The sequence below is a fragment of the Paenibacillus sp. D2_2 genome (genome assembly GCF_031199965.1).
Taxonomy (GTDB): domain Bacteria; phylum Bacillota; class Bacilli; order Paenibacillales; family Paenibacillaceae; genus Fontibacillus.
In genome coordinates this window covers 739,488-760,952 of record NZ_CP133605.1, presented here as the reverse complement: position 1 = coordinate 760,952, position 21,465 = coordinate 739,488, and the positions used below count along the sequence as shown (strand labels likewise).

The following is a 21,465-nucleotide window of genomic DNA, read 5'->3' as shown; positions in this document are numbered from 1 at the left end:
CCGCTCAGCTTATTTTGCTGCAATCTTATCAAAGTAATTTTCTTGCACGTACTGTGCAGCAATATCAAGCTGTTTCTTCGAATCGGTGTCCTTCTTCGAGAACGATTCTTGTACTACGTTGGACATTGTTGCATAGTAGTCCTGTGTACCAAATTGAGCTTCTGGTTTGCCTTCCAGCAACGAGAACAACTTAGGATCGTATTTGTACACGTTGTCGTACTTGTTATAGATCGCTTGAATCTTGCTTGCATACTCGGAGTCATCCTTGAAGTACTCAAGTGGAGTCGGAACATAGTACTTGCCTTCTGCTTTGCGAGCTTGAATCGTATCTTCTGTTGCCTTCAGAGCATCATCTACGAAATAATCAAAAGTAATATAGCGGAAGGCCATTTCCTGCTCATCTTTTGTTGCATTCGGGTTGATAACGAGATAGTTACCACCTAGAATCCCGTAATGCTTGCCACCGGCTTCAGCAGCTGGCATCGGATAGACGAGCACATCCTCAGGCTTCATGCCACCTTCATTCAGAGCAGCCTGAACTACGTCAAATGCGCCTGCGATAACCATACCTGTACGTCCTTGTTGGAACGAGCTTACTGCATCACCCCAGCCGAGGGCCCAATCCTGCGGAATCGCATTGGCTTCCCATTTCAGCTTCTTATAGAAGTCGAGGGCTTTGACGCCTGCATCGGTATTAAATGCGGCAGTTACTTTACCATCTGTGTTGCTCTCGATATCTCCACCAGCTTCGAACAAGAAGTTCGTCCAGTTCCAACCAGCTTCATTTCCTTTACCCATTGGGGCAATACCTGAGATCCCTTTCTTCGGATCGGCAACCGCTTTGGCCGTGTTATACATATCATCCCAAGTCCAATCGAGTGAAGGAACGGCAACGCCTTTATCGTCCAAAATCTTCTTATTCACTACTGTAGAAGTAATGTAGCCGTTTTGAGTGATCCCATATACTTTGCCATCTACGATAAATTGGTTCTGCAGAACAGGGTTGATATCATCCTTGTACTCCCAGTTGTTCCACAGGTCCGTGATGTCAGCAACCCAACCGCGTTCTACCAGAAAGTTAGCCTCTGTTGCCCAAGTATTGTAGAAGGTCGGGGCTTCGTTGGAAGCCATTTTCACGCCAATTTCGTTAATATCGTATTTCCAGTCATCCTTGATAATCGTTACATTCGGATACTTCGCTTGAAAGCGGGCGATCTTATCGTCTTCTTGCGCACGAAGCGTAGTTTCATCCGGTAATGGATAGTGAATTTTCAGCGTTACTTTCCTTTGTGTAATGTCGTCCTTCGGCTCATCCGTCGTCGCCGTGTTGGTACCGCCGGTATTGCTTGGAGTAGCTCCTCCATTATTCGCCTTGTCGCTTGCATTGTTCTTTCCGCCGCCGCACGCTGCGAGCAGTGAACCTAGCAGCATAAGGCACATCAGTACTGCTGAGAACTTGCGCATTGAAACTCCCCTTTTCCATAATTGTTATCGACTACTACATTTTTATCTTAGAAGATTCCCCGTACGAGGACGATGTGTATTCATATGGCGATCATGTGCAGCCCTACGCTAAATGAAAACGCTACCTCTTATCACTTAGCCTTTAACAGCACTCAGACTAACACTGCGCACAATAAACTTCTGGAATCCCAGGAACACAAAGATTGGCGGGATCATGACCATGAACAAAATTGAAAATTTGATACTACTATCCAAGCTCCGCGCATTAATTACATACTTATATATCGCGGTTGCCAGCGTGTATTTATCCTCTGTATGCATAACGAGTGATGGCCAGAACCAGTCGTTCCATGCTGTAGAGAAAATAAAGATCGACAGTGTGGCAAATATCGGGACTGACAACGGAACTGCAATCCGCAGATAGCTCGTCAGCTCCGAAGCGCCATCGATCCGCGCTGCTTCGAAAATTTCCGGATGAATGCCATCGAAGAAATTCTTCATCAGCAAGAAGAAGTATGCATTCGCTCCGGCGGGCAACCAGAATGCCCAGTAGGAATTTAGCAGACCGAGCTGCTTCAGATTCACAAAGTTAGGAATCATATAGCTTGTTGCTGGTATGAACAACGTAAGCAGAATGAAGAAATAGACTAGCCGACTATGTGGAACGCGAATTCGCGAAATACTGAATGCTGCCAGACCGAGTACCAAGATCGTCATGAACAAATTCCCCAGGAAAATGAACATTGTATTCTTCAGAAATACAGGTAAAGCGATATAATGCCAGCCCTTGTTGAAGTTCTCCCAATGCCATGTCGTCGGGAAAAACTTCGGTGGGAAGGTGTTGATTTCAGGATTGCTCTTAAGTCCGTTGAACATCGTCATTAGAATCGGATACAGCATCGTAACGGCCATAACGGCAATGCCCAGAACCATAATGCCATAGACGATCTTATTCCCCGGCTTTCGCAGGTCCGATGGTGACAGGATGCCTCTTTCCATATTAGTAATCCTCCCTGTTCATCTTGAATTGAATGACGCCAAGGATACCCAAGACGATAAACATCAGAACACCCAATGCTGTACCTGCCCCATAGTCTAATTGGGTAAACGCGTACTTCACTGTGAAGAGCGCATACGTCAGCGTAGCCTTGTTCGGACCTCCATCTAACAGGGCCAATTGAGATTGGTAAGCCTGTGATGTGCCGATAATCTGCAGGATGAACATCAGAACGATCAAGCTGCGCATAGATGGGAGTGTAATATATTTAATCCGGCTCCAAACTCCGGCTCCGTCGATTTCAGCTGCCTCGTACCAGTCCCGCGGAATACTCAGTACCCCGGCCAAATAGATCAACATCGCCGATCCGAACTGCTGCCATGTCTCCATGAAGACAATCGAGACCATCGAGAAGCGTCCATCGGAAATGAACGAAATTGGATCTGCGCCGAACCAGCCAAGTATAGCGTTGATCGGACCAACCGGATCATACATCCATCTCCACATGCCATAGAGCACTACGCCAGGGACGACGAATGGTAGATAGGCCGCTATCCGTGCAAAGCCCTGGAAGAACTTCAGCTCCGATATCGCAATCGCCGCTACGATCGGCACCCAGAAACCGATAATCAGCGTAAGGAACATAAAATACAATGTATTCTTTACGGAAAGCCATAAATCAGGGTTATTGAAAATTTTCACATAGTTATCAAATCCGACAAAGGTGTTGCCCTTCACGAAATCGACATTGTAGAAGCTGTACACGATACCCTTAATAATCGGAAGCCACAAGAAGATAATAAAAATAGCGATAGCCGGAACGAGAAAAAGATACCCCCACATATACTTTTTCCAGTTCGATGTTTTTCGTACTTTTTTTAGCTTTTTCTCGGGCTCCTTGACCATGTTTCCTGGTGAAATCACCGATTCCTCCATGAGTTTCCCTCATTTCTCTTTAGTGTCCAGCTTTCATTTTAGAAAATCGTGGAGCTTGGGAACAGGTGTAATACTATGCGAAGTATAGCTGTTCTTACTTCTTCAACTCACTTGGGCTGAGGCCAAAATACTTCTTGAATATTTTGCTAAAATGCTCGGGGACTCATATCCCACTCGCTCGGCGATTTCATAACGGCGCAGATCTGTATGGAGGAGCAGGGACTTACTCTCCTCCATCCTCAGTTTGATCACATACTCCCACAAATTGTAGCCGGTATTCTTCTTGAACAGAAAACTTAGGTAATTAGGACTGACATGGTTCTTCTTAGCGACCTCATGAATCGTCAGCCCTTTCTGGCTGTAATTACCTTCTATATATTGCTTGGCACTATCGACAATCCGATTATTCTGCGTCGTAAGCTCTTCGACGGTAGGATCTTGGGCATAATTGCTCCAATTGAAGTCACCATAATAGAACACATGATAATCCCCATGCTTCCCGCCCATGCGATTGCTTTATCCGCTTGACGATCCAGGACAGACAGAAATTCAACGCCCTTCAGAATCTGGCTGATTCCGACGACTACCGGGATGCTTAAGTATTTCTGCACATGATGATGCAGACTTCGTCCGATCATTTCGAGATGATTAATCTTGTTCATATCCAGTTCAGCATACTCCGTCTCGTTCCACTGCAACAGAATACAGATATCTCGTTCACCGGAATAGCAGGTCAATATTTTCTCTTCCTTATGCAGTAACTCCTCCGCCACGTTCCGCGCTCCATAGCGCAGTAGACGGGTGTCCCGAGCTGAATAGGAAGCCCCTTCCTCTTGCGGTAAATCTAACTTCATCCTGATCACAGAGAAATAAGGCCCCGCTAATCTTAATTCTTTCAAACCAACTTCTTGCGAAGTGGCAGTTCCATTCAACAGACGCTCCAAGAGCTCATCCTTCTCTGGACGAAATTCCTCCATCCGGAAATGGTCCGTATCCACAGATAGAAACTCATCGATTTGCGGGACCTGGTCTCTCCATTTTCAGCAAGGCATTACGGACAGAATCGAGGAAATTCTCACTATTCAGTGGCTTGATCAGATAATCCTTGGCACCTAGTCGCAGAGCCATTTGTGCGTATTGGAAGGTCTCATATGCTGAGATGATAATGGTCTGTACCCAAGGCTTAACCAGCTTCGCCTGCTGCATCAATTCGATTCCGCTCATCTCCCCCATCTGGATATCGGTGATAAGCAGATCAATTTCCTCCATACGAATGTAGTCGAGGGCTTCAAGTCCGCTATAGGCGGTAAAACCGTTCCGACATCAATTCCGGAGCTGTTCAACAGACTGGCCAGCCCCTTGCAGATCAATGGTTCATCATCAACAACCAATATCTTGTACATTCACTTCTCCCCCTGTATCTCTTTAAGGTGGTTCCTATTGCTGTTCTCGTATGGACTTTGGAAGTTTTAGCGTCACTCGGGTTCCGCCTTCCTCACGTTTCGAATAGTAAAGTCCATACTTGGCCCCGAAATGCAATCTGATCCGCTGATGGATGTTACGAATTCCATAGCCAAATGTCGGGTCCGGATTCTCTTCATCCAGTAGGCGATTAATCATCTCATAATCTACTGATTTATACCCGTTATCTTCTATGAACATAAACAAATTATCTTCATCAGAGGCAGCGCGTATCACAATTTCGCCGTCCTCCCCATATGCTTCACTCCATGAATAATCGCGTTCTCGATTAAAGGTTGCAGTGTAATCTTCGGAATAGAAACTGGCAGCAGCTCTTCGGGAATATCTATCAAGATTTGGAACTGATAATCATATCTATGCTGTTGCAATTTAATATAAGCAGAAGCATGCTCAAGTTCTTCCCCAAGCGTAATCAATTCCCTGCCCCGGCTGAGGCTGATCTTCATCAATTTGGACAATTCCTTGATCATTTCAGCAGAAGCGGTATTCCCTTCCATCTCACTCTTCCAATAGATGCTCTCTAGCGTATTGTAGAGCAGATGCGGATTTATCTGCTGATATAAAATTTGTAGTTGGGATTCCTTCTGCTTCAGATCCATCGTGTATTTATAATGAACCAATGCATTCAACCGACGCGCCATATCGTAAATGCTATGCATCAACACACTGATCTCGTCTTTCGTCTCTCTGCGCGGGGTCTGTGGAACGATATTCCCGGTTCATAGCGTCTAACGAAATAAACCAGCTTCTGGATTGGCATCATCAGGGACCTCCAGAAATAGAGCATAAAGATCAGACTCCCGACAAAGAAGACGAGCGAGATCAGCTGAATCACCTGTTTGATCTCCTTCTGCTGATGCAGCAGTGCTTGTACCGGGACTTTATAGACCAGCTTCTGCTGTAATACATGGTTATAATTGACGACATAGATATAATCGTTGGTAATGACATCCTCCACACCGCTGGTCATCCCCATATCCGCTATCTCCGGCGGAAGCTCCAGCACATCTTCGTGGTCATTACTTTGAGCGCTTAGCACACGGTTATTCCAATTTGTAAAATAAAGCTCTCCTTCCGGAAGTGACACCGTTCTCAGCGACTCTTGAACCCGGGCATCGAGATTGGTGACCACCAATACCCCAATCGTTCCATTTCTATAGATATTATTGATCGCTCGAATATAGGCGAGCGTTTTCTGGCTGCCTTGGCTATTAGAGGGTGGTGACAAATGCTCAACCAGCCGTAAATATCCTTTTCCCTTCTTCTCGACAGCCTCGTCGAACCAGTCCGGCTTCTCCGCATCAGAGAAAAAATAAACCCCGGATTTTTTCGGTCCCGGATAAAACGGAGCAAAAAAATAAGTATTCTCCGGATCATACACATAGAGCGAATAATATACCGGTTCGCGTTCATCCGTCTCTTGCGAATAAGTAGTTAGCAAATTCTCGAGCTTCTCGTAATTTTTCACCCTTTGCAGTACTGTCTCATCGGTCGAAAGCGGATTCAATTGCTGCAGCAGTGAATTCTGAAATACGGTAGAGGTAACCTTGTTAACGGCTTCAATATCGCGATTGATTAGACGGAAATTTTGCTTATTCAGCTCGATATAGGCATTGGTAACATGCCGCTTCAAGATTTGATCCGCCTTATAGTTGCCGTAGGCGTTCAGAATAAATAACGGAATTATGATAATGAGGAATAGTATGAATAGCTGCTGCTTCACATTCATTTTGTTCAATGGATTATATAATCTATATCTCAATTGCCTTCCCCCTCTGGTACTTGAAGAGGCAGTCCAAAAAGCTCCTTACGCCCTAGCCTCATCTAGCTGAAGCGTTCTGATTAAACGCCATCGGAAGCATAAGCTTAGGTAAATGAACCTATCTTTTTGAACGCGCACTTTAAGTGTAACAAGAATAAAAATAGCGGTGATGTGTATTTCTACGTACATCATGGTTATTCCTACGATCGACCGATGTGGAAAAATGTGAGAACTGCTTATTTAGGGGCCCCCTAAGCCAGCAGATCCTGTAACGAAACTACGAATCGTTATTTCCTCAAAAACAGCGTTAAATTAATTCTAACGAAACTACGGATCGTTATTCGAGAGAAATCCAGGCTTTTAACTGCGAATTTCCTCCAATAGCGTTACCTAGTTTCGTTATAATTTCAAAGTAGCACCTATGGGCCTAAATAACGATATCCAGTTTCGTTAAAGTCCGAAAAAGAAGCTGACCCCAAGTAGTGTAAACACTACTGTCGGACAGCTCCTTACTGTGTCGCATGATCGTGGTCGATCACACGGTATTCATCTGGCATTACCCAACCAGCTCATCCAAACCTCGGATTACTCTGTCAGCTGCGAACAGCACCTCTGAGCTACCGATGCCGACTACGTTGCAGCCTGCCGCCTTGCCGGCCTCCACGCCTGCTGCCGCATCTTCGAACACGATGCATTCACTTGGAGCTAGATCAAGCGCTGCGCTGGCTGCAAGAAATACTTCTGGGTCCGGCTTCGCCTTGGACACCTTCGTCCCGTCGATCACCGCATCGAATAGCTCAGCGATTCCTAGACGATCAAGAATGAACGGAGCATTTTTGCTGGCCGAGCCGAGTGCAATCTTCACGCCCTGCTTACGCAGCTGCTGTAGATACTCCTTGGCGCCGGGCAAAATCTCCGATGGCTCGAGACGTGATATATACTCGACGTACTCCTTATTTTTCTCCTCAGCCATCTTGAGGCGTTCTGCCTCGCTGGCCTCCACGCCGCCAATCTCGAGCAGAATCTTCAACGATTCCGTCCGGCTTACTCCTTTGAGTCGTTCGTTATCCTCTTCTGTAAATTCAAATCCAAGCCGTTCTGCGAGTGATCGCCAGGCCCAATAATGATATTTTGCGGTATCCACGATCACCCCGTCCAGATCAAAGATCGCGCCTCTCATCGTATCCAGCATATCTTCCTCTCCCTCTCTATCAAGTACTCATCAATCGTTCCTGTTACTATCCATATCATTACAAAGAAATAGATAGAATCTGGCCCGGGGCTGCCATTACGTTCTCTAAACTAGCTGCAACCTCCGAATCCGTTAACTCAGTTCCCTCGTTAATCCGTCGCTCAATTCGGAACTCGATCGAGGCCTTATTCTCTTCCGCAGCCTCCACCTTCACCTGATCTGCTTCGATCGTAACAGTGAAGCTGGCCCCTCTCAGTCGAAGCGGGAAGCTGACCGAACTCCATGCCTTAGGCAAGGATGGGGCAATGAAGACAGCTTCCCCGTCGAACCTCATACCCGCAAAGCCGAGCACCGCTGCCATCCACGCTCCTCCATTGGCTGCAGGATGCGTACCCCCGATATACAAATCGCCGACATACTGCTTGGAATCTCCGGTCAGATCAATCGTAGCCGTGCGCTTGAAGTAAGGATATGCCCAATCTGATAAGCCGATATCTGCAGCTACTAACGCATAAATACAGGAGCTCAAGCTCGACCCATGCTCCGTACGAGGCTCATAAAACTCCCAGTTACGCTGCTTGATCGCCCTGCTGAACTCTTCCTTGAACAGATGCAGCATCAGAACAACATCGGCTTGCTTCAAAATTTGCGTCGTCGTCGCCAGTCCATTGCCTCCGCCAAGATATTCATGCTTGTTCAGGACTCTTGACTTCAACTGCTCCAGTGTTACGTCCTCCAGCGTGAAGTAGCGGTCGAATTGCTCGATCACTCCGCTGCCTTCAGTAGGCTGTGGAATGTACAAACGCTCATACATGTCGCGAAGGTGCTCCGGCTTAATCCGACTGTCCACCGTAAGAGACTCGGCCAAGTCTGGATGTTTGCCCTGCAAATAATCAAGAACCTTCAGCGCAATATGCAGACAACGCTTAACCAACGCATTTGTGAAGGCGTTGTTATTCACCCGCTCATGATATTCATCCGGTCCGGTTACATCCAGAATCTCATAGCGGGATTTAACAGAATTATAGTAAGCGTAGGAGTAGAAGAAACGAGCGCATTCCAGCACCGTCTCTGCTCCACCATCCAGCAGAATACTATCGTCTCCGCTGAAGATGAAATACTGCCAGATGCCGTAAGCTACATCCGCACTGATGTGCACCTGCTTATCGCGGAAATAGGTTCGCATCGGACGCCCGGTGAACACATCATTAACATTAAACAATGTGCAGGCATCATCCCCGTTCTCCTGGCTCTCCCAGGCATAGAACGCTCCTTCATAGCCATACTCCGCCGCCTTCCTGCGCGCGCCATCCAGCGTATGAACACGGTACATCATCAGATTACGAGCGATGTCTGGCTGAGTATACAAGAAGAACGGGAGCATGAACATCTCTGTATCCCAGAAAACAGCGCCTTTGTATACCTGTCCTGACAAGCCCCGCGCAGGGATCGACAGCTTCTCCGAATGTCCTGGGCAATGATATGCAGCTGGTAAAGGCTGTAGCGCAACGCGAGCTGAGCTTCATCGTCTCCCTCGATACGGACGTCTGTCTCTTGCCATTTTCGTTCCCAGCAGTCGGCATGCTCGGCATACAACGCTTCGTATCCAGACGCTGCAGCCTCCTGACTATCCTCTAATCCTGCCATAATAGTGTCCACAGCCTCATCCAGACCAGTAAATACGGACACATACTTGTAGAAGGTATAGCTCTTACCCACTTCAGCCTGTAAGCGGATCTCCTTGCCGAGAAAGTCGCCGGATTCGATGGTGCGCTGCTCCCCGAATCTACAGTCGAGGGAATGGCTGACCGAGACCGGAATGTTCAGCTCATGTGTCCAACCGGTTAAGATCAACGTCTCCCCCTGTACTCCATCCTGCATTTTGCCTTCCGTCCGCTCCAAATGTGGACCGTTAATATCCCATATTCCTCCGTCGATCCCTGTAGTAATAGTTAACTCACAATCCTGGCTGCAAGTTATCGTTACGCGATTGACGAGCAAATGCAGACGCTGCATACTGCAGAAGCGTTCCGATTCAAAAGCAACGCTTCCTCCACCCGGCGCCGGATATACTGTCCTACGGCGATGTACGCCGTGGCGTATGTCCAGCTCTTGTTCGTGTTCAAGCGGCTCAAGCTCGAGCACACTTAAAGACACTCCGTCGCACACCATCGTGGTTGATAACCCGTTCGGTGCATTGATCGGTTCACGCCATTTATCACCCACTTTATCGTATAATCCAGCTGGAATGGTTGCGGTTAGCTCGGAAAATGTGAACTCATCCAGCGTACCACGATAGCCCATATAGCCATTGCCAGTCATGAATTTATTGCCGCTTATGGCGATTCGTTCTTTATCGAAGCCGCTCTCTTCAATGATCCAGCTCATAGCTCATCCCACCTTCTTCAATTTCAGCTCAATCCCTGCTGGACCAACGATATAATCCTGGCCATAGACATTGATCGAAGCAGCTTCCCCGCTACGTACACTAATCTTCACCCGCTGTTGGTTCACCTCGATCGCGAGCTCAGTTCCCTGATAAGTGATTGGGAAGGAATATTGGCTCCAGCGCTCTGGAATCGTCGGATTAAAGACCAGCTTATCTCCATCCGAGCGCATTCCCCGAATCCGTACACAATATTCATCCAAGCAGCCGCAATCGAAGTTGTATGCAGCCCCTCCCGCGTGTTGCGGTTATAATTGTCAAGATCAAGCCGGGTTGCGAATTCGAAGAACTTGTAGGCTTCCGCAGGCCTGTCGATCTCCGCTGCCAGAATCGAATGAATCGATGGAGACAGGGACGATTCATGGATACATCTCGTCTCGTAATAATCGTAATTAGCCCGCTTCGCTTCGCGCGAGAATTCTCCGCTGTACAAGAACATGAACATAAGCACATCCGGCTGCTTAATCATGTCATAGCGATAGAGACGATCATAGGACCAGTGCGAATAGAGTGGAAATTCGGTCACCGGGATCGAATGAATATCAAGATGCGGCATATCGAAGAAGCCGTCATGCTCCTCATAGATTCCCGTCTCCTCATCATAAGGAATCTTCATGTTGTCCGCCTTATTCTTCCATTCCATCTGTTCCTGTACCGTTAACTCGAGGCGATCTGCCAGCGCTACAAAAGCAGACAACTGAGCTTGCTCCATCTCAGCGATCGTCTCTAGCGTATAGTCGAACATTTTCTTCGCCATCAGATTAATGTAACAGTTGTTGTTCACCATAAGCTGGAACTCATCCGGTCCCATAACCCCAAAATAACCGTATTTGCCCGTCTTCTGTCCCCACTGTCCACGGGTCGCATAGAAGCGGCTGATCTGAATCAGCATCTCCAGACCTTTTTCATATAAAAATGCCTTGTCACCTGTAATATTCACATAATGACGAATCCCGTAAGCCACTGCCGTGCCTACATGCAGCTGCAGATTGGAATGCTGCCACAGATCACAGCTCTCCGTCCCATCGATCGTCGCAATCGGATAGAACGCACCTGCACAGTCGAGTTCCTTCGCCCTCTCCAACGCTTGCGGCAAGGTCTTATAGCGGAACTCTAGCAAGCTGCGCGCTGCCTTCGGATTATTGAAGATATAGAACGGTAGACAGTAAGACTCTGTATCCCAGAAGGCCAAGCCACGATATGCTTCCCCGGTCAGACCCTTCGCCCCAATGTTGAAGCCCGGATTGTCGCCATGATAAGTCTGATACAATTGAAAAATACAGAAGCGAATCCCTTGTTGATTCTCAGGGTCCCCTTCGATAACGATATCAGAGTGCTCCCATACCTTCGCCCAATATTGCTCCTGTTGCTCCGCAGCAGCCTTGTAGTCCACCTCGGCGTACTGCTTAGCCAGCTTCATGCCCTTGGACCAGACTTCATCATCACTCTGCTCCTGATCCTTATCTGCATAATTGATGACCAGCTTATCTACAACAGTCTCTTCTCCCTTCTTCAGGTTCAGGACGATCTCATCACCTATGAAATTTTCTTCACTTAATGTCCCGCTCTTGGCTCCCATCGGCAGATCAAGTCGATAGCTTGAGAACAGCCGATTTCCTGTATTCGCCGTCCGGCCCAGCATAGCAGTAATTCCATGTTGACTGCCCTGCTTCACGCCCTCCCAATATCTTGTATCCTGATCTTCATGGATCGTCGCAAAGTCAAGCCCCGTGATAACTTGGGCTGTACCGGCGAAGTTGAGCGGCTTTAGGACGATTCGCTGACATCCCAGGTTCGAGACCTGCATGCTAATCAGCCTTTCGAAAGTAAGCTGGATGCTCTTCCTGTTCTGCATATGCCAGATAAACTGCCGTGTATATACGCCCCGCTTGAAATCTAGCTCCCTACGGAAATCCGTGAACTCGCTCGTTCTCATATCGAAAGTCTCATCGTCGATCGTAATGCGTGTATATAACCAGTCAACTCCGTTGACCATAAAGCGCAATGAGCGAATGATCCCCTTATAATGCGCCCAACCTCGCTCTCTTCGAATAATCCATTGAAGTAGCTGCCTATCAATGTGTCTCCGCTATAGCCTTCCTCGGCATAGCCGCGAACCCCCATATATTCATTGCCTAACGAGAAAATAGACTCCGACACTCGGCTGCGCTGTGGATCGAATCCTTCCTCTACGATCTTCCATGGATCAACGACTAAATATTTGTCTGCTATCTTCGGCATATTGATCTCTCCCTATTGAATATTAGTTCTGTTCTTTTCATGCCCTTCATCCAGATTAGCCTAAATACTGCCCTTTACGAATGTCCAGGACTAATGAGCTTATGCGCGATCTTACTGAACTTGAACCAGATTTCGCCCATTAATAGGAATAACCTATCAGCGAGATTGATTTTATATATTTAACCAATCCAAATTTGTATGCAACAATAGAGGCAATTCATATTGAGGAGGTCCGATCATGGAGGCAAGACAGGTATGGAACGCCAAGCTCTACGATACGAAATTCAGGTTTGTATCTGAATTCGGTAAGGGTGTGCTCGAGCTCCTAAACGCACAGGCTGGGGAAGTAATCATTGATCTCGGCTGCGGTACAGGCGATATCTCTTATGAGATTGCCAAGACAGGGGCTGTTGTTAATGGCTTTGATTTATCGGAGACGATGATTCAGCAGGCTCGCCTTAAATATCCAGACCTGAAGTTTGCGGTTCAGAATGCGACCCATTTCTCTGTTGAACGACCTGTTCAAGCCGTGTTCTCCAACGCCGCGCTACATTGGATAAAAGACGCGGAGAGTGTAGTCAAGTCCGTGTATCATGCCTTAGAAGATGGGGGAAGATTCGTGGCTGAATTCGGTGGCAAAGGCAATGTAGATATCATCGTCAAGCACATCACCAAAGTACTCGGCGAGAACTACGGTATCGATGCCACGCCGCTCAATCCCTGGTACTATCCAAGCCTAGGCGAATACAGCAGTTTATTAGAAAAGCAGGGCTTCCGAGTAACCTATGCCGTACACTTCGACCGGCCTACTGAAGCTGGAAGGCGGTACAGATGGCATGAATCACTGGCTCCGTCTGTTTGCCGCAGATCCATTCCTACACTCCCTGAGTGAGCCTGAGATGGAACAGGCGATTCAGCTCATCGCTAGATCTGCTGAACAAGATCTGCTGGTTGACGGTGATTGGTACGGAGACTACAAACGGCTGCGAATTGTTGCCATCAAGGAACAGACGTAGTCCATTAGCTGCATGACTGAAAAAAACAGACAATCACAAAAAAACGGATACCCCATTCTGTCCATGGTGGTATCCGTTGCAGCTTCAGTTATGACTCCTTGTCATCGCACTTCTCTTCATCCTTATGTCCCGTTTTCTTCAGATAATTATCGTATCGGTCATCAATTTCCTTGGCGATTTTACGGTATTTGTTTGTCTCCTCCACGATCGGATCAAGCTGAGTCTGAATTCTTACCTCATATCGGGGCGACAGGCGACGGCGTCCTTCTTCGCGGCGCTCCTCCTCTGTAATCGGCTCGCCTTCTGTTAGCAGTTCATTCAATTCCCGTTCCAACTTGTTGTCATCGCTCATGGTATTTGAACTCCTTTTCGAATCAGAATCCTAATTCTATAAGATGTATCGCTAAATTCCCGTGGCTTCGGCAGTCTTCAATACATCAAGCAGCTCCTGATGGATTTTGCCATTGCTGGCAACCAGATGGCGAACGCCAATATCATAAGGATTGCCTACCGTATCTGTAACGATACCACCTGACTCCTTAACCAGCAGAGCGCCAGCAGCGATATCCCATGAATTCAGACCGACCTCATAATAGCCGCTAAGCCGTCCTGCGGCAACATAGGCAAGATGCAAAGCTGCAGATCCTGCCGCGCGCAGACTGCGGGTTTTGTCCGAAAGTGCGGCAATCCCTTTCATATTAACAGGGAGCGCAACTTCACGATCTGGGTTGAAGCCAATCGCCAGCACGCTGTCCGCTAGCTTATCATCTCGCGACACCCGCGCCGGGTTGCCATGAACATATGCTCCCTTGCCCTTCTCGGCAACGAACATCTCGTCGCGAATCGGATCATAGATTACACCTATAATAACCTCACCACGATAAGCCAAGGCAATCGACACGCAGAAGAAAGGAAAGCCTTGAACAAAATTCGTTGTCCCGTCGATCGGATCGATAATCCATAAGTAGTCTGCTTCCTTCTTCGCCTCTGTCAATGCATTCGCGGATGCTTCAGCACCAGGATCAACGCCCTCTTCCCCAAGAATCGTATGATCCGGGAAATGCGTCAGGATCAGCTTGCGGATCATCAGCTCCGCCCCTTTATCAACATCGGTGACTAGATCTTGCGGTGAGCATTTCGTATTTATTTCCTTAATTAATCCAAGCCGGCTCTTAATCCATTCTCCCGCTTTGGAGGCACTGTTGATTGCCACAGCCGTCGGACTCTTGCTTCCTACTACGTATGGAATTTTAGGCTTAGGTTCCAATGGTTTCACACTACTTTCTAATTGATTTTCAATTTGCATAGCACTTCTATGAATCTTGTAATTTTTACCTTTTTTAAATATACGCCCCGATTGGCGTAAAGTTGCATCATTTGAGTGATTTATACAGAAAATCAGGCGGTATAGCAGCAAATTGTCTATATTTAATATACCACCAATTATACAAAAAGTCCGTAACCAGCCACATAGTACGGCCAATTACGAACCTCTTACGAAAATTAACAACTACAATAGATCTTCTATTTACAGAGTTCCCGCCATAAGAAAAAATAAACCTGGAGGGAATTCATAAGATTCCTCTCAAAAGCTTGTCCCTCAGGCGAATGAAACTCTATGAGGACAAACTCCAGAGCAAAAGGGACCCGAATTACTTGGCATCTCCGAAGAACATTTCGTATGCAAGCGAAGTTTGGATAGCAGATTCTTCATCCGTCAACGGACGTACCAAATCTAACTCGACTGCGGTCACTTCTTCTCCGTTGAAGTTAATCTCAGCTACGCAGGCCGTAATCTTCACAATGGCCACAGCTTTATTATCTGGGCTATAAGCAATGACCTTCTGCCCAGTTGGGAATACGCGTAATCCCTCCTTGCGCATCTTACCGCGGCCATATTCCAACAGGTCGAACAGCTCCTGTTCATTCTTGAACTTGCATACCGAATTAAACTCCGTCTGAAACCCCATGCTCATCTCCCTTTCAATTCTGAATTCTCATCTGCTATTAACCGGTTTTGCCGGATTAATTAACCCCATTTTCAAAGAACAGATCCTGTCTCTTCGCGAACCGTTCCTGTGCCAGCTCGATCAAGCGGCCAAGCAACGTCTCATAAGAAAGTCCTGTCTCTCTCCACAAAAGAGGGTACATGCTGTACGGTGTGAAGCCTGGCATTGTGTTCACTTCGTTAATTAAGATACGACCATCCGTCTTGCGTATAAAGAAGTCAGCCCGGCACAACCCATTACAATCGATGGCTTTAAAGGCTTTAACCGCCACATCGCGGATCCGTTCAGCCAGTTCGATATCGAGCTGGGCCGGGATCATCATTTGGGATTTACCATCGAGATATTTGGCTTGATAATCGTAATATTCGCCGGAGGATACGATTTCTCCTGGTACGGAAGCCAGCGGAATATCGTTGCCGAGCACCCCGACTTCAACCTCACGGGCTTCAACGAATTCCTCAACAATGACTTTGATATCATAACGGAGTGCGAGCTTGACCGAGCTAACAAGCTCGTCTCTTGTCTTCGCCTTTGATATTCCTACGCTGGAGCCAAGATTGGCCGGTTAATGAAGCATGGATAACCTAGCTTCTCTTCGACCTTCTGAATTAGCGAGAAACTATCGCGCTCCCATTCACTATCGGTGAAATAACAGTATCCGCACTGCTCGATTCCTGCATCGGCGAATAGTTTCTTCATAATGACTTTGTCCATACCAGCAGCCGAAGCCAATACACCTGCTCCTACATATGGAATGTTCGCTATTTCGAACAAGCCTTGAATTGTGCCGTCTTCTCCATTTGTACCATGCAAGAGTGGGAAGGCGACATCAATCTTCGCTTCTCCGGTTGCCAGCTTGCTAAATAGCATATTAATCGCCGCGCTCGTATCCCCCGCATCCGATTCTAGCTTCAATTGTTCTAACTCAGTAAAAGGAGTGGACTGGTTGCTGCCGACTCTCCACTCCCCTTGCTTCGTAATATAGAAAGGCAGCAATTCATATTTTTCGTAATCAAAAGCCTGCATGACTGCCAGAGCCGTCTGTAGTGACACCTCGTGTTCTCCAGATTTACCTCCATAAATCAGCCCTACAGTCAATTTGTCCTGTCCCATGGGTAACCTCTTTTCTAAAAATAAATACACGTCTTGATCGATTCAAACTCCCGGATATCAGAACCGGTCCGCAATATGGAAAAACCGATATACGGTATTCTCGGTCCAGGCATAGGAATCCCGATAGTCCCAATAGCGATGCTGACTTGGCGTCGTATGCGCATTCACGAGCGGCATGCCGCCAGCGTCAAAGGCGGTTACGATTGTACTGTGCTGATATGCACCGTTCCCGTCCCAGTCGTAAATAATGACATCTCCTAACTGAAGCAGTTCAGGACGGTCAACGATCTCCGCGCGCAAATGGGAGTTGCTATGGGTCAAATATAGCTGCAGAGCATTCGCCACCGCCCAGCTATAGCTCCACGCCTCCTGTTTGCCTACATATCCTTTATACCACCAGCCCGATTCTCTTTTTCCAGTATAGTTTATTGGGGCTCCGCCTGCAAAGAGACATTGGGAGATATAACTGGTGCAATCGACTTCAAATTGGGCAAATTCCGGATTATAGCTATCCCACCAGCGATCTGCGTACAATACGGCGTCTTCACGCCGATAAGCTGTACTTCGCTGGCCTACTCCCCCGCCGAGAATTTGATGATTGAGGTATGGACGGGGAGGATCACTCTTCATCGAATAATGTTGATTATATATAGAGGCAACATTTACTGGAGCGCTTCGTTCCGGAATAGCTTGGAATACACGGGACACTGTCCAGCCATCCCCATCGCGCAAGAGAGTTAGTCGCTGCTGATCGATCCGCTTCTCCTGATGCCTCGCTCCACCCTTGTCATAATAGATCTTCTGCAACAATAGTAGCTCAACTTCCATCTCTCCCACTCGATGCTCAATCTCACGAACCAATCTTGCCTTCGTCTCACATCTAACCGGAGCTGCCCCGCGTTCCCTATACCATATCTCCAGCCTATGTTTACGTTCCCCGCTGCGAATTAAATAATCCAGATCGGTCACGACGGAATCCTCCGTACGAACCCGGTAATCGACTTCATCCTGATTCAGCTGATTCACATACTTCGTCAGCGCTCTTCTCCATTCATCCGCCATGGTTCTCGCCTCCTTCTAATACATACCCATTCTATTTATATGAACGCATAATAATGAGTATGTACTAATAGAGGTATCCTTGTTTCTGTACCCGGACTTTATGACATGGATCCAAATTGGAGAACACTTAACGTCACAGTGCTCATAACGGACACCACGGCCTCTTAGTGGGAAAATTTCGAACATTATGATCTCTAACGGACATAGATGCAGGTTAATTAGTAGAAATGTCCCTTTTCGCTGGGTTCACAGCGTTTAAGTGTCTGTGGCGTCCGTTAAAATCTACAAACAACTATTTCTAGCTTATAAGCGTTGCTGGCGTCCTTTACAAATGTGAAACTGCCTTTTTGAACCTCAATTTATATAAGAAGATACTGGACAAAAAACACTTTACTCACTTCAGCGGGGACGGTATACTGATTATAACGGAATATGAAATTGTGTTTCACCTAATGGAACAAGGAGGTACTTTCATGTCAAAGAACGATTTTTTCACTGCTGCCCGTCATTTGTCTGTTGATGGAAAAGACTACCGCTACTATGATCTGCAAACGTTGGAACAGCAAGGACTGGGACAAATTTCCAAGTTGCCATTCTCTATCAAGGTATTGCTTGAGGCGGCAATTCGTCAGTATGACGGCAGAGCTATTACTGAAGAACATGTGAAGCAAATCGCTGGCTGGGCCGAGGGCCGCGATGAGAACAAGGAAATCCCATTTATCCCGGCAAGAATTGTACTGCAGGACTTCACCGGTGTACCGGTTGTTGTTGATTTGGCTGCGATGCGCGATACCGTGAAGAAAGCTGGTGGCGATCCTAAGCAGATCAACCCGCTCGTTCCTGTCGATCTCGTTATCGACCACTCTGTCATGGTTGATGCCTTCGGTTCCCCTGAAGCGCTAGAATATAATATGAACATTGAATTCGAACGGAATGAAGAACGCTATCGTTTCCTGCGCTGGGCTCAGACCGCATTCAACAACTTCCGTGCAGTACCGCCTGCAACCGGGATTGTGCACCAGGTTAACCTGGAATACCTCGCCTCGGTAGCCGCTACTAAGACGGTAGATGGTGAGACGGTAGTGTATCCAGACTCCCTAGTCGGAACAGATTCTCATACTACGATGATCAACGGCCTGGGTGTTGTCGGCTGGGGCGTTGGCGGTATCGAGGCGGAAGCCGGCATGCTCGGACAACCGCTCTATTTTGTAGCGCCTGAAGTTATCGGATTCAAATTGACCGGTAGCTTGAATGAAGGCGCAACAGCAACCGACCTGGCACTGACGGTCACAGAAATGCTGCGTAAGAAAGGCGTTGTTGGCAAATTCGTCGAGTTCTATGGACCTGGTCTAGCTAACATCAGTCTCGCTGACCGCGCAACCGTAGCCAACATGGCACCGGAATACGGCGCTACGATCGGTTACTTCCCGGTTGATAAGGAGACGCTTGCTTACATGCGTAGCACAGGCCGTAGCGAAGAGCAAATCGCGCTCGTTGAAGCCTACTATAAAGCGCAGGGCATGTTCCGCACCGATGAGACTGCTGATCCAGAGTTCTCAGATCTGATTGAGCTGGACCTCTCAACGGTCGTACCGAGCTTGGCTGGACCTAAGCGTCCGCAAGACCGAATTGTGCTCACTGAAATGAAGAACAAATTTAACGATATTATCCGTACTCCTATTGATAAAGGCGGCTACGGCCTGAGCGATGAGAAGATCGCGCAGCGTGTTCCGGTCACTCATCCTGACGGAAGCACAAGTGAGCTTGCTCCAGGTGCTGTAGTTATCGCAGCAATTACGAGCTGTACGAACACATCCAACCCAAGCGTAATGCTGGGTGCGGGTCTGCTCGCCAAGAAAGCAGTAGAACGTGGCCTGACCAAGCCGGGTTATGTTAAGAGCAGCTTGACTCCGGGATCGCTCGTCGTCACCGAATATTTACAGAAGTCCGGTCTGATCGAGCCATTAGAGAAGCTCGGCTTCTACGTGGCAGGCTATGGCTGCGCTACCTGTATCGGAAACTCCGGACCGCTTCCAGAGGAAGTTGGTAGCGCAATTGCTGATAATGACCTTACTGTAGCAGCTGTATTATCCGGAAACCGTAACTTCGAAGGACGGGTACATGCGCAGGTCAAAGCGAACTATCTCGCTTCACCCCCACTCGTCGTTGCTTATGCTCTCGCTGGTACGGTGAACATCGACCTCCAGAATGATCCGCTCGGCTATAACCAACAAGGCGAACCAGTCTATCTGAAGGATATCTGGCCAACCTCGTTGGAGATCAAGGAAGCAATCGCTTCTTCGATTAGTCCAGAGATGTTCCGCAGCAAATATGAGCATGTCTTTACGCAGAACGAACGCTGGAATTCGATTGCTGTCCCTCAGGGTGAGCTCTATGAATGGGATGAGAAATCAACCTACATTCAGAACCCGCCGTTCTTCGAGAAGATTGGCGAGGGCATGCAAGATATCGCTGATATCCGTAGTGCTCGTGTGCTGGCTCTGCTTGGCGATTCGGTTACGACCGACCATATCTCGCCAGCCGGCAATATCTCGCCTTCCAGCCCTGCTGGACATTACTTGAGCGAACGCGGAGTGGCCCGCAAGGACTTCAACTCCTACGGATCGCGCCGCGGCAACCATGAGATCATGATGCGCGGTACCTTCGCCAACATCCGCATTCGTAACCAGGTAGCCCCTGGAACAGAAGGTGGTGTAACGAAGTACCTGCCGACCGACGAAGTAATGTCGATCTATGATGCGGCAATGAAATATCAAGGCGAAGGCCAGAACCTGGTCGTGCTCGCTGGTAAGGAGTACGGAACAGGTAGCTCGCGTGACTGGGCAGCCAAGGGAACCTACTTGCTCGGCGTGAAGGCCGTTATCGCGGAGAGCTTCGAACGAATCCACCGCAGCAACCTCGTCGGCATGGGCGTACTTCCACTGCAGTTCCCGGCAGGAACGAGCTGGAAGACGCTGAATATCGATGGCACAGAAACCTTCGATATTCTCGACCTGAGCAATGATGTTAAGCCAGGGCAAGAATTGAAGGTTGTGGGGACGCGCCAAGATGGTAGCAGTTTCGAGTTTACTGCAATCGCTCGCCTCGACAGCATGGTTGATGTGGACTACTACCATAACGGCGGTATTCTGCAAACCGTACTGCGCCAAATGATCAGCGCAGCGAACTAATCGTCTGGAATTATACGAACATTCACCGTAATAAGTAGACCTCCTATTCACCTGAAGCTAGGATTCAGGGCGAATGGAAGGTCTTTTATGGTTTACACCAATAATACACCTGTTATATTATAAGTATAACAGTTATAACAAAGAAGGTGACGACGATGATTATCCAGCTTGATATGCAATCTGAGCTTCCGATATACACTCAGTTAGTAAATCAAATCATTGAGGGTATTGCCAGCGGCAGGCTGAAGCCGGGCGAACCTCTGCCTTCCGTACGCAGCTTGGCCTCAGATATAGGTATTAACCTCCACACGGTCAATAAGGCGTATACTCAGCTCAAGCAAGACGGCTTCATCCATATACACCGCCAGAAAGGGGTAGTCATTAACCCGGACCAAATGCCGGGGTTTACCGAGCCCTACAAGAATAAGATGCGCGGTGAACTTAAACCCATCGTTGCGGAAGCAATCTGCCGCGGAAAGAGCCAGGAACAGTTGCTTCAAGAAGTTGAGCAAATTTATCGAGAAATAGTGCATACAGACAAGGAGATCGAGTGA

The 21,465-nt window shown here is 47.8% G+C and carries 19 protein-coding genes and 2 pseudogenes; 3 read left to right on the top strand and 18 right to left on the bottom strand.

The window, feature by feature from the left end; translation table 11 throughout:
• Nucleotides 1–9 precede the first annotated feature (9 nt).
• From RE628_RS03670 to RE628_RS03610, 13 genes and pseudogenes are all read right to left on the bottom strand, one after another.
• Nucleotides 10–1,464, bottom strand: coding sequence for an ABC transporter substrate-binding protein (locus RE628_RS03670; RefSeq protein ID WP_309157466.1), 1,455 nt, complete (start codon nucleotides 1,462–1,464; stop codon nucleotides 10–12).
• Between the two features lie 135 nt (nucleotides 1,465–1,599).
• Nucleotides 1,600–2,463: a carbohydrate ABC transporter permease gene (locus RE628_RS03665; protein ID WP_309157465.1), complete on the bottom strand. Its 864-nt coding sequence runs from the start codon at nucleotides 2,461–2,463 to the stop codon at nucleotides 1,600–1,602.
• A 1-nt stretch (nucleotide 2,464) separates the two neighbouring features.
• The gene (locus RE628_RS03660; protein ID WP_375143093.1) at nucleotides 2,465–3,367 is read right to left on the bottom strand and encodes a carbohydrate ABC transporter permease; all 903 of its coding nucleotides are present in this window, start codon (nucleotides 3,365–3,367) and stop codon (nucleotides 2,465–2,467) included.
• A gap of 124 nt (nucleotides 3,368–3,491) precedes the next feature.
• Nucleotides 3,492–4,800 (bottom strand): annotated as a pseudogene (locus tag RE628_RS03655) (response regulator).
• 34 nt (nucleotides 4,801–4,834) lie between these two features.
• Entirely contained in the window at nucleotides 4,835–5,095 is a 261-nt protein-coding gene (locus RE628_RS03650) for a sensor histidine kinase (protein ID WP_309157463.1), read from the bottom strand.
• Entirely contained in the window at nucleotides 5,092–5,538 is a 447-nt protein-coding gene (locus RE628_RS03645) for a sensor histidine kinase (protein WP_309159354.1), read from the bottom strand. The genes RE628_RS03650 and RE628_RS03645 overlap by 4 nt, the downstream gene beginning before the upstream one ends.
• Nucleotides 5,538–6,641: a hypothetical protein gene (locus tag RE628_RS03640; RefSeq protein WP_309157462.1), complete on the bottom strand. Its 1,104-nt coding sequence runs from the start codon at nucleotides 6,639–6,641 to the stop codon at nucleotides 5,538–5,540. Before RE628_RS03640 ends, RE628_RS03645 begins: the two co-directional genes overlap by 1 nt.
• Before the next feature lie 556 nt (nucleotides 6,642–7,197).
• Complete coding sequence (pgmB, locus tag RE628_RS03635) at nucleotides 7,198–7,833, bottom strand: beta-phosphoglucomutase (RefSeq protein ID WP_309157461.1); 636 nt, start codon at nucleotides 7,831–7,833, stop codon at nucleotides 7,198–7,200.
• Nucleotides 7,834–7,891: 58 nt separating this feature from the next.
• Nucleotides 7,892–9,268 (bottom strand): glycosyl hydrolase family 65 domain-containing protein, encoded by a 1,377-nt coding sequence (locus tag RE628_RS03630; RefSeq protein ID WP_309157460.1) that lies wholly within the window; start codon nucleotides 9,266–9,268, stop codon nucleotides 7,892–7,894.
• Complete coding sequence (locus RE628_RS03625; RefSeq protein WP_309157459.1) at nucleotides 9,169–10,221, bottom strand: glycoside hydrolase family 65 protein; 1,053 nt, start codon at nucleotides 10,219–10,221, stop codon at nucleotides 9,169–9,171. The genes RE628_RS03630 and RE628_RS03625 overlap by 100 nt, the downstream gene beginning before the upstream one ends.
• Before the next feature lie 3 nt (nucleotides 10,222–10,224).
• Nucleotides 10,225–10,452: a glycosyl hydrolase family 65 domain-containing protein gene (locus RE628_RS03620; RefSeq protein WP_309157458.1), complete on the bottom strand. Its 228-nt coding sequence runs from the start codon at nucleotides 10,450–10,452 to the stop codon at nucleotides 10,225–10,227.
• Nucleotides 10,344–12,275 (bottom strand): glycoside hydrolase family 65 protein, encoded by a 1,932-nt coding sequence (locus tag RE628_RS03615; RefSeq protein WP_309159353.1) that lies wholly within the window; start codon nucleotides 12,273–12,275, stop codon nucleotides 10,344–10,346. Before RE628_RS03615 ends, RE628_RS03620 begins: the two co-directional genes overlap by 109 nt.
• Complete coding sequence (locus RE628_RS03610; RefSeq protein ID WP_309157457.1) at nucleotides 12,212–12,520, bottom strand: hypothetical protein; 309 nt, start codon at nucleotides 12,518–12,520, stop codon at nucleotides 12,212–12,214. Before RE628_RS03610 ends, RE628_RS03615 begins: the two co-directional genes overlap by 64 nt.
• 238 nt (nucleotides 12,521–12,758) lie before the next feature.
• On the opposite strand from RE628_RS03610, the gene RE628_RS03605 reads away from it, so the two are divergent.
• The gene (locus RE628_RS03605) at nucleotides 12,759–13,412 is read left to right on the top strand and encodes a class I SAM-dependent methyltransferase (RefSeq protein WP_309157456.1); all 654 of its coding nucleotides are present in this window, start codon (nucleotides 12,759–12,761) and stop codon (nucleotides 13,410–13,412) included.
• Nucleotides 13,413–13,624: 212 nt separating this feature from the next.
• On the opposite strand, the gene RE628_RS03600 is transcribed toward RE628_RS03605, so the two are convergent.
• The 5 genes and pseudogenes from RE628_RS03600 to RE628_RS03580 all read right to left on the bottom strand — a co-directional run bounded on the left by RE628_RS03600 (nucleotide 13,625) and on the right by RE628_RS03580 (nucleotide 17,720).
• Nucleotides 13,625–13,888, bottom strand: coding sequence for a hypothetical protein (locus tag RE628_RS03600; protein WP_309157455.1), 264 nt, complete (start codon nucleotides 13,886–13,888; stop codon nucleotides 13,625–13,627).
• A gap of 51 nt (nucleotides 13,889–13,939) precedes the next feature.
• On the bottom strand, nucleotides 13,940–14,842 hold the full coding sequence (locus RE628_RS03595; protein ID WP_375143037.1) for an inositol monophosphatase family protein: 903 nt from the start codon (nucleotides 14,840–14,842) through the stop codon (nucleotides 13,940–13,942).
• Between the two features lie 346 nt (nucleotides 14,843–15,188).
• Nucleotides 15,189–15,506: a hypothetical protein gene (locus RE628_RS03590; protein ID WP_309157454.1), complete on the bottom strand. Its 318-nt coding sequence runs from the start codon at nucleotides 15,504–15,506 to the stop codon at nucleotides 15,189–15,191.
• Nucleotides 15,507–15,561: 55 nt separating this feature from the next.
• Nucleotides 15,562–16,658 (bottom strand): annotated as a pseudogene (locus RE628_RS03585) (D-alanine--D-alanine ligase).
• Between the two features lie 57 nt (nucleotides 16,659–16,715).
• Nucleotides 16,716–17,720, bottom strand: coding sequence for an amidase domain-containing protein (locus RE628_RS03580; protein WP_309157452.1), 1,005 nt, complete (start codon nucleotides 17,718–17,720; stop codon nucleotides 16,716–16,718).
• A gap of 473 nt (nucleotides 17,721–18,193) precedes the next feature.
• Between RE628_RS03580 and acnA the strand changes: the two genes are divergently transcribed.
• Both acnA and RE628_RS03570 read left to right on the top strand, forming a co-directional pair.
• On the top strand, nucleotides 18,194–20,911 hold the full coding sequence (gene acnA, locus RE628_RS03575; protein ID WP_309157451.1) for an aconitate hydratase AcnA: 2,718 nt from the start codon (nucleotides 18,194–18,196) through the stop codon (nucleotides 20,909–20,911).
• 155 nt (nucleotides 20,912–21,066) lie between these two features.
• Entirely contained in the window at nucleotides 21,067–21,465 is a 399-nt protein-coding gene (locus tag RE628_RS03570; protein WP_309157449.1) for a GntR family transcriptional regulator, read from the top strand.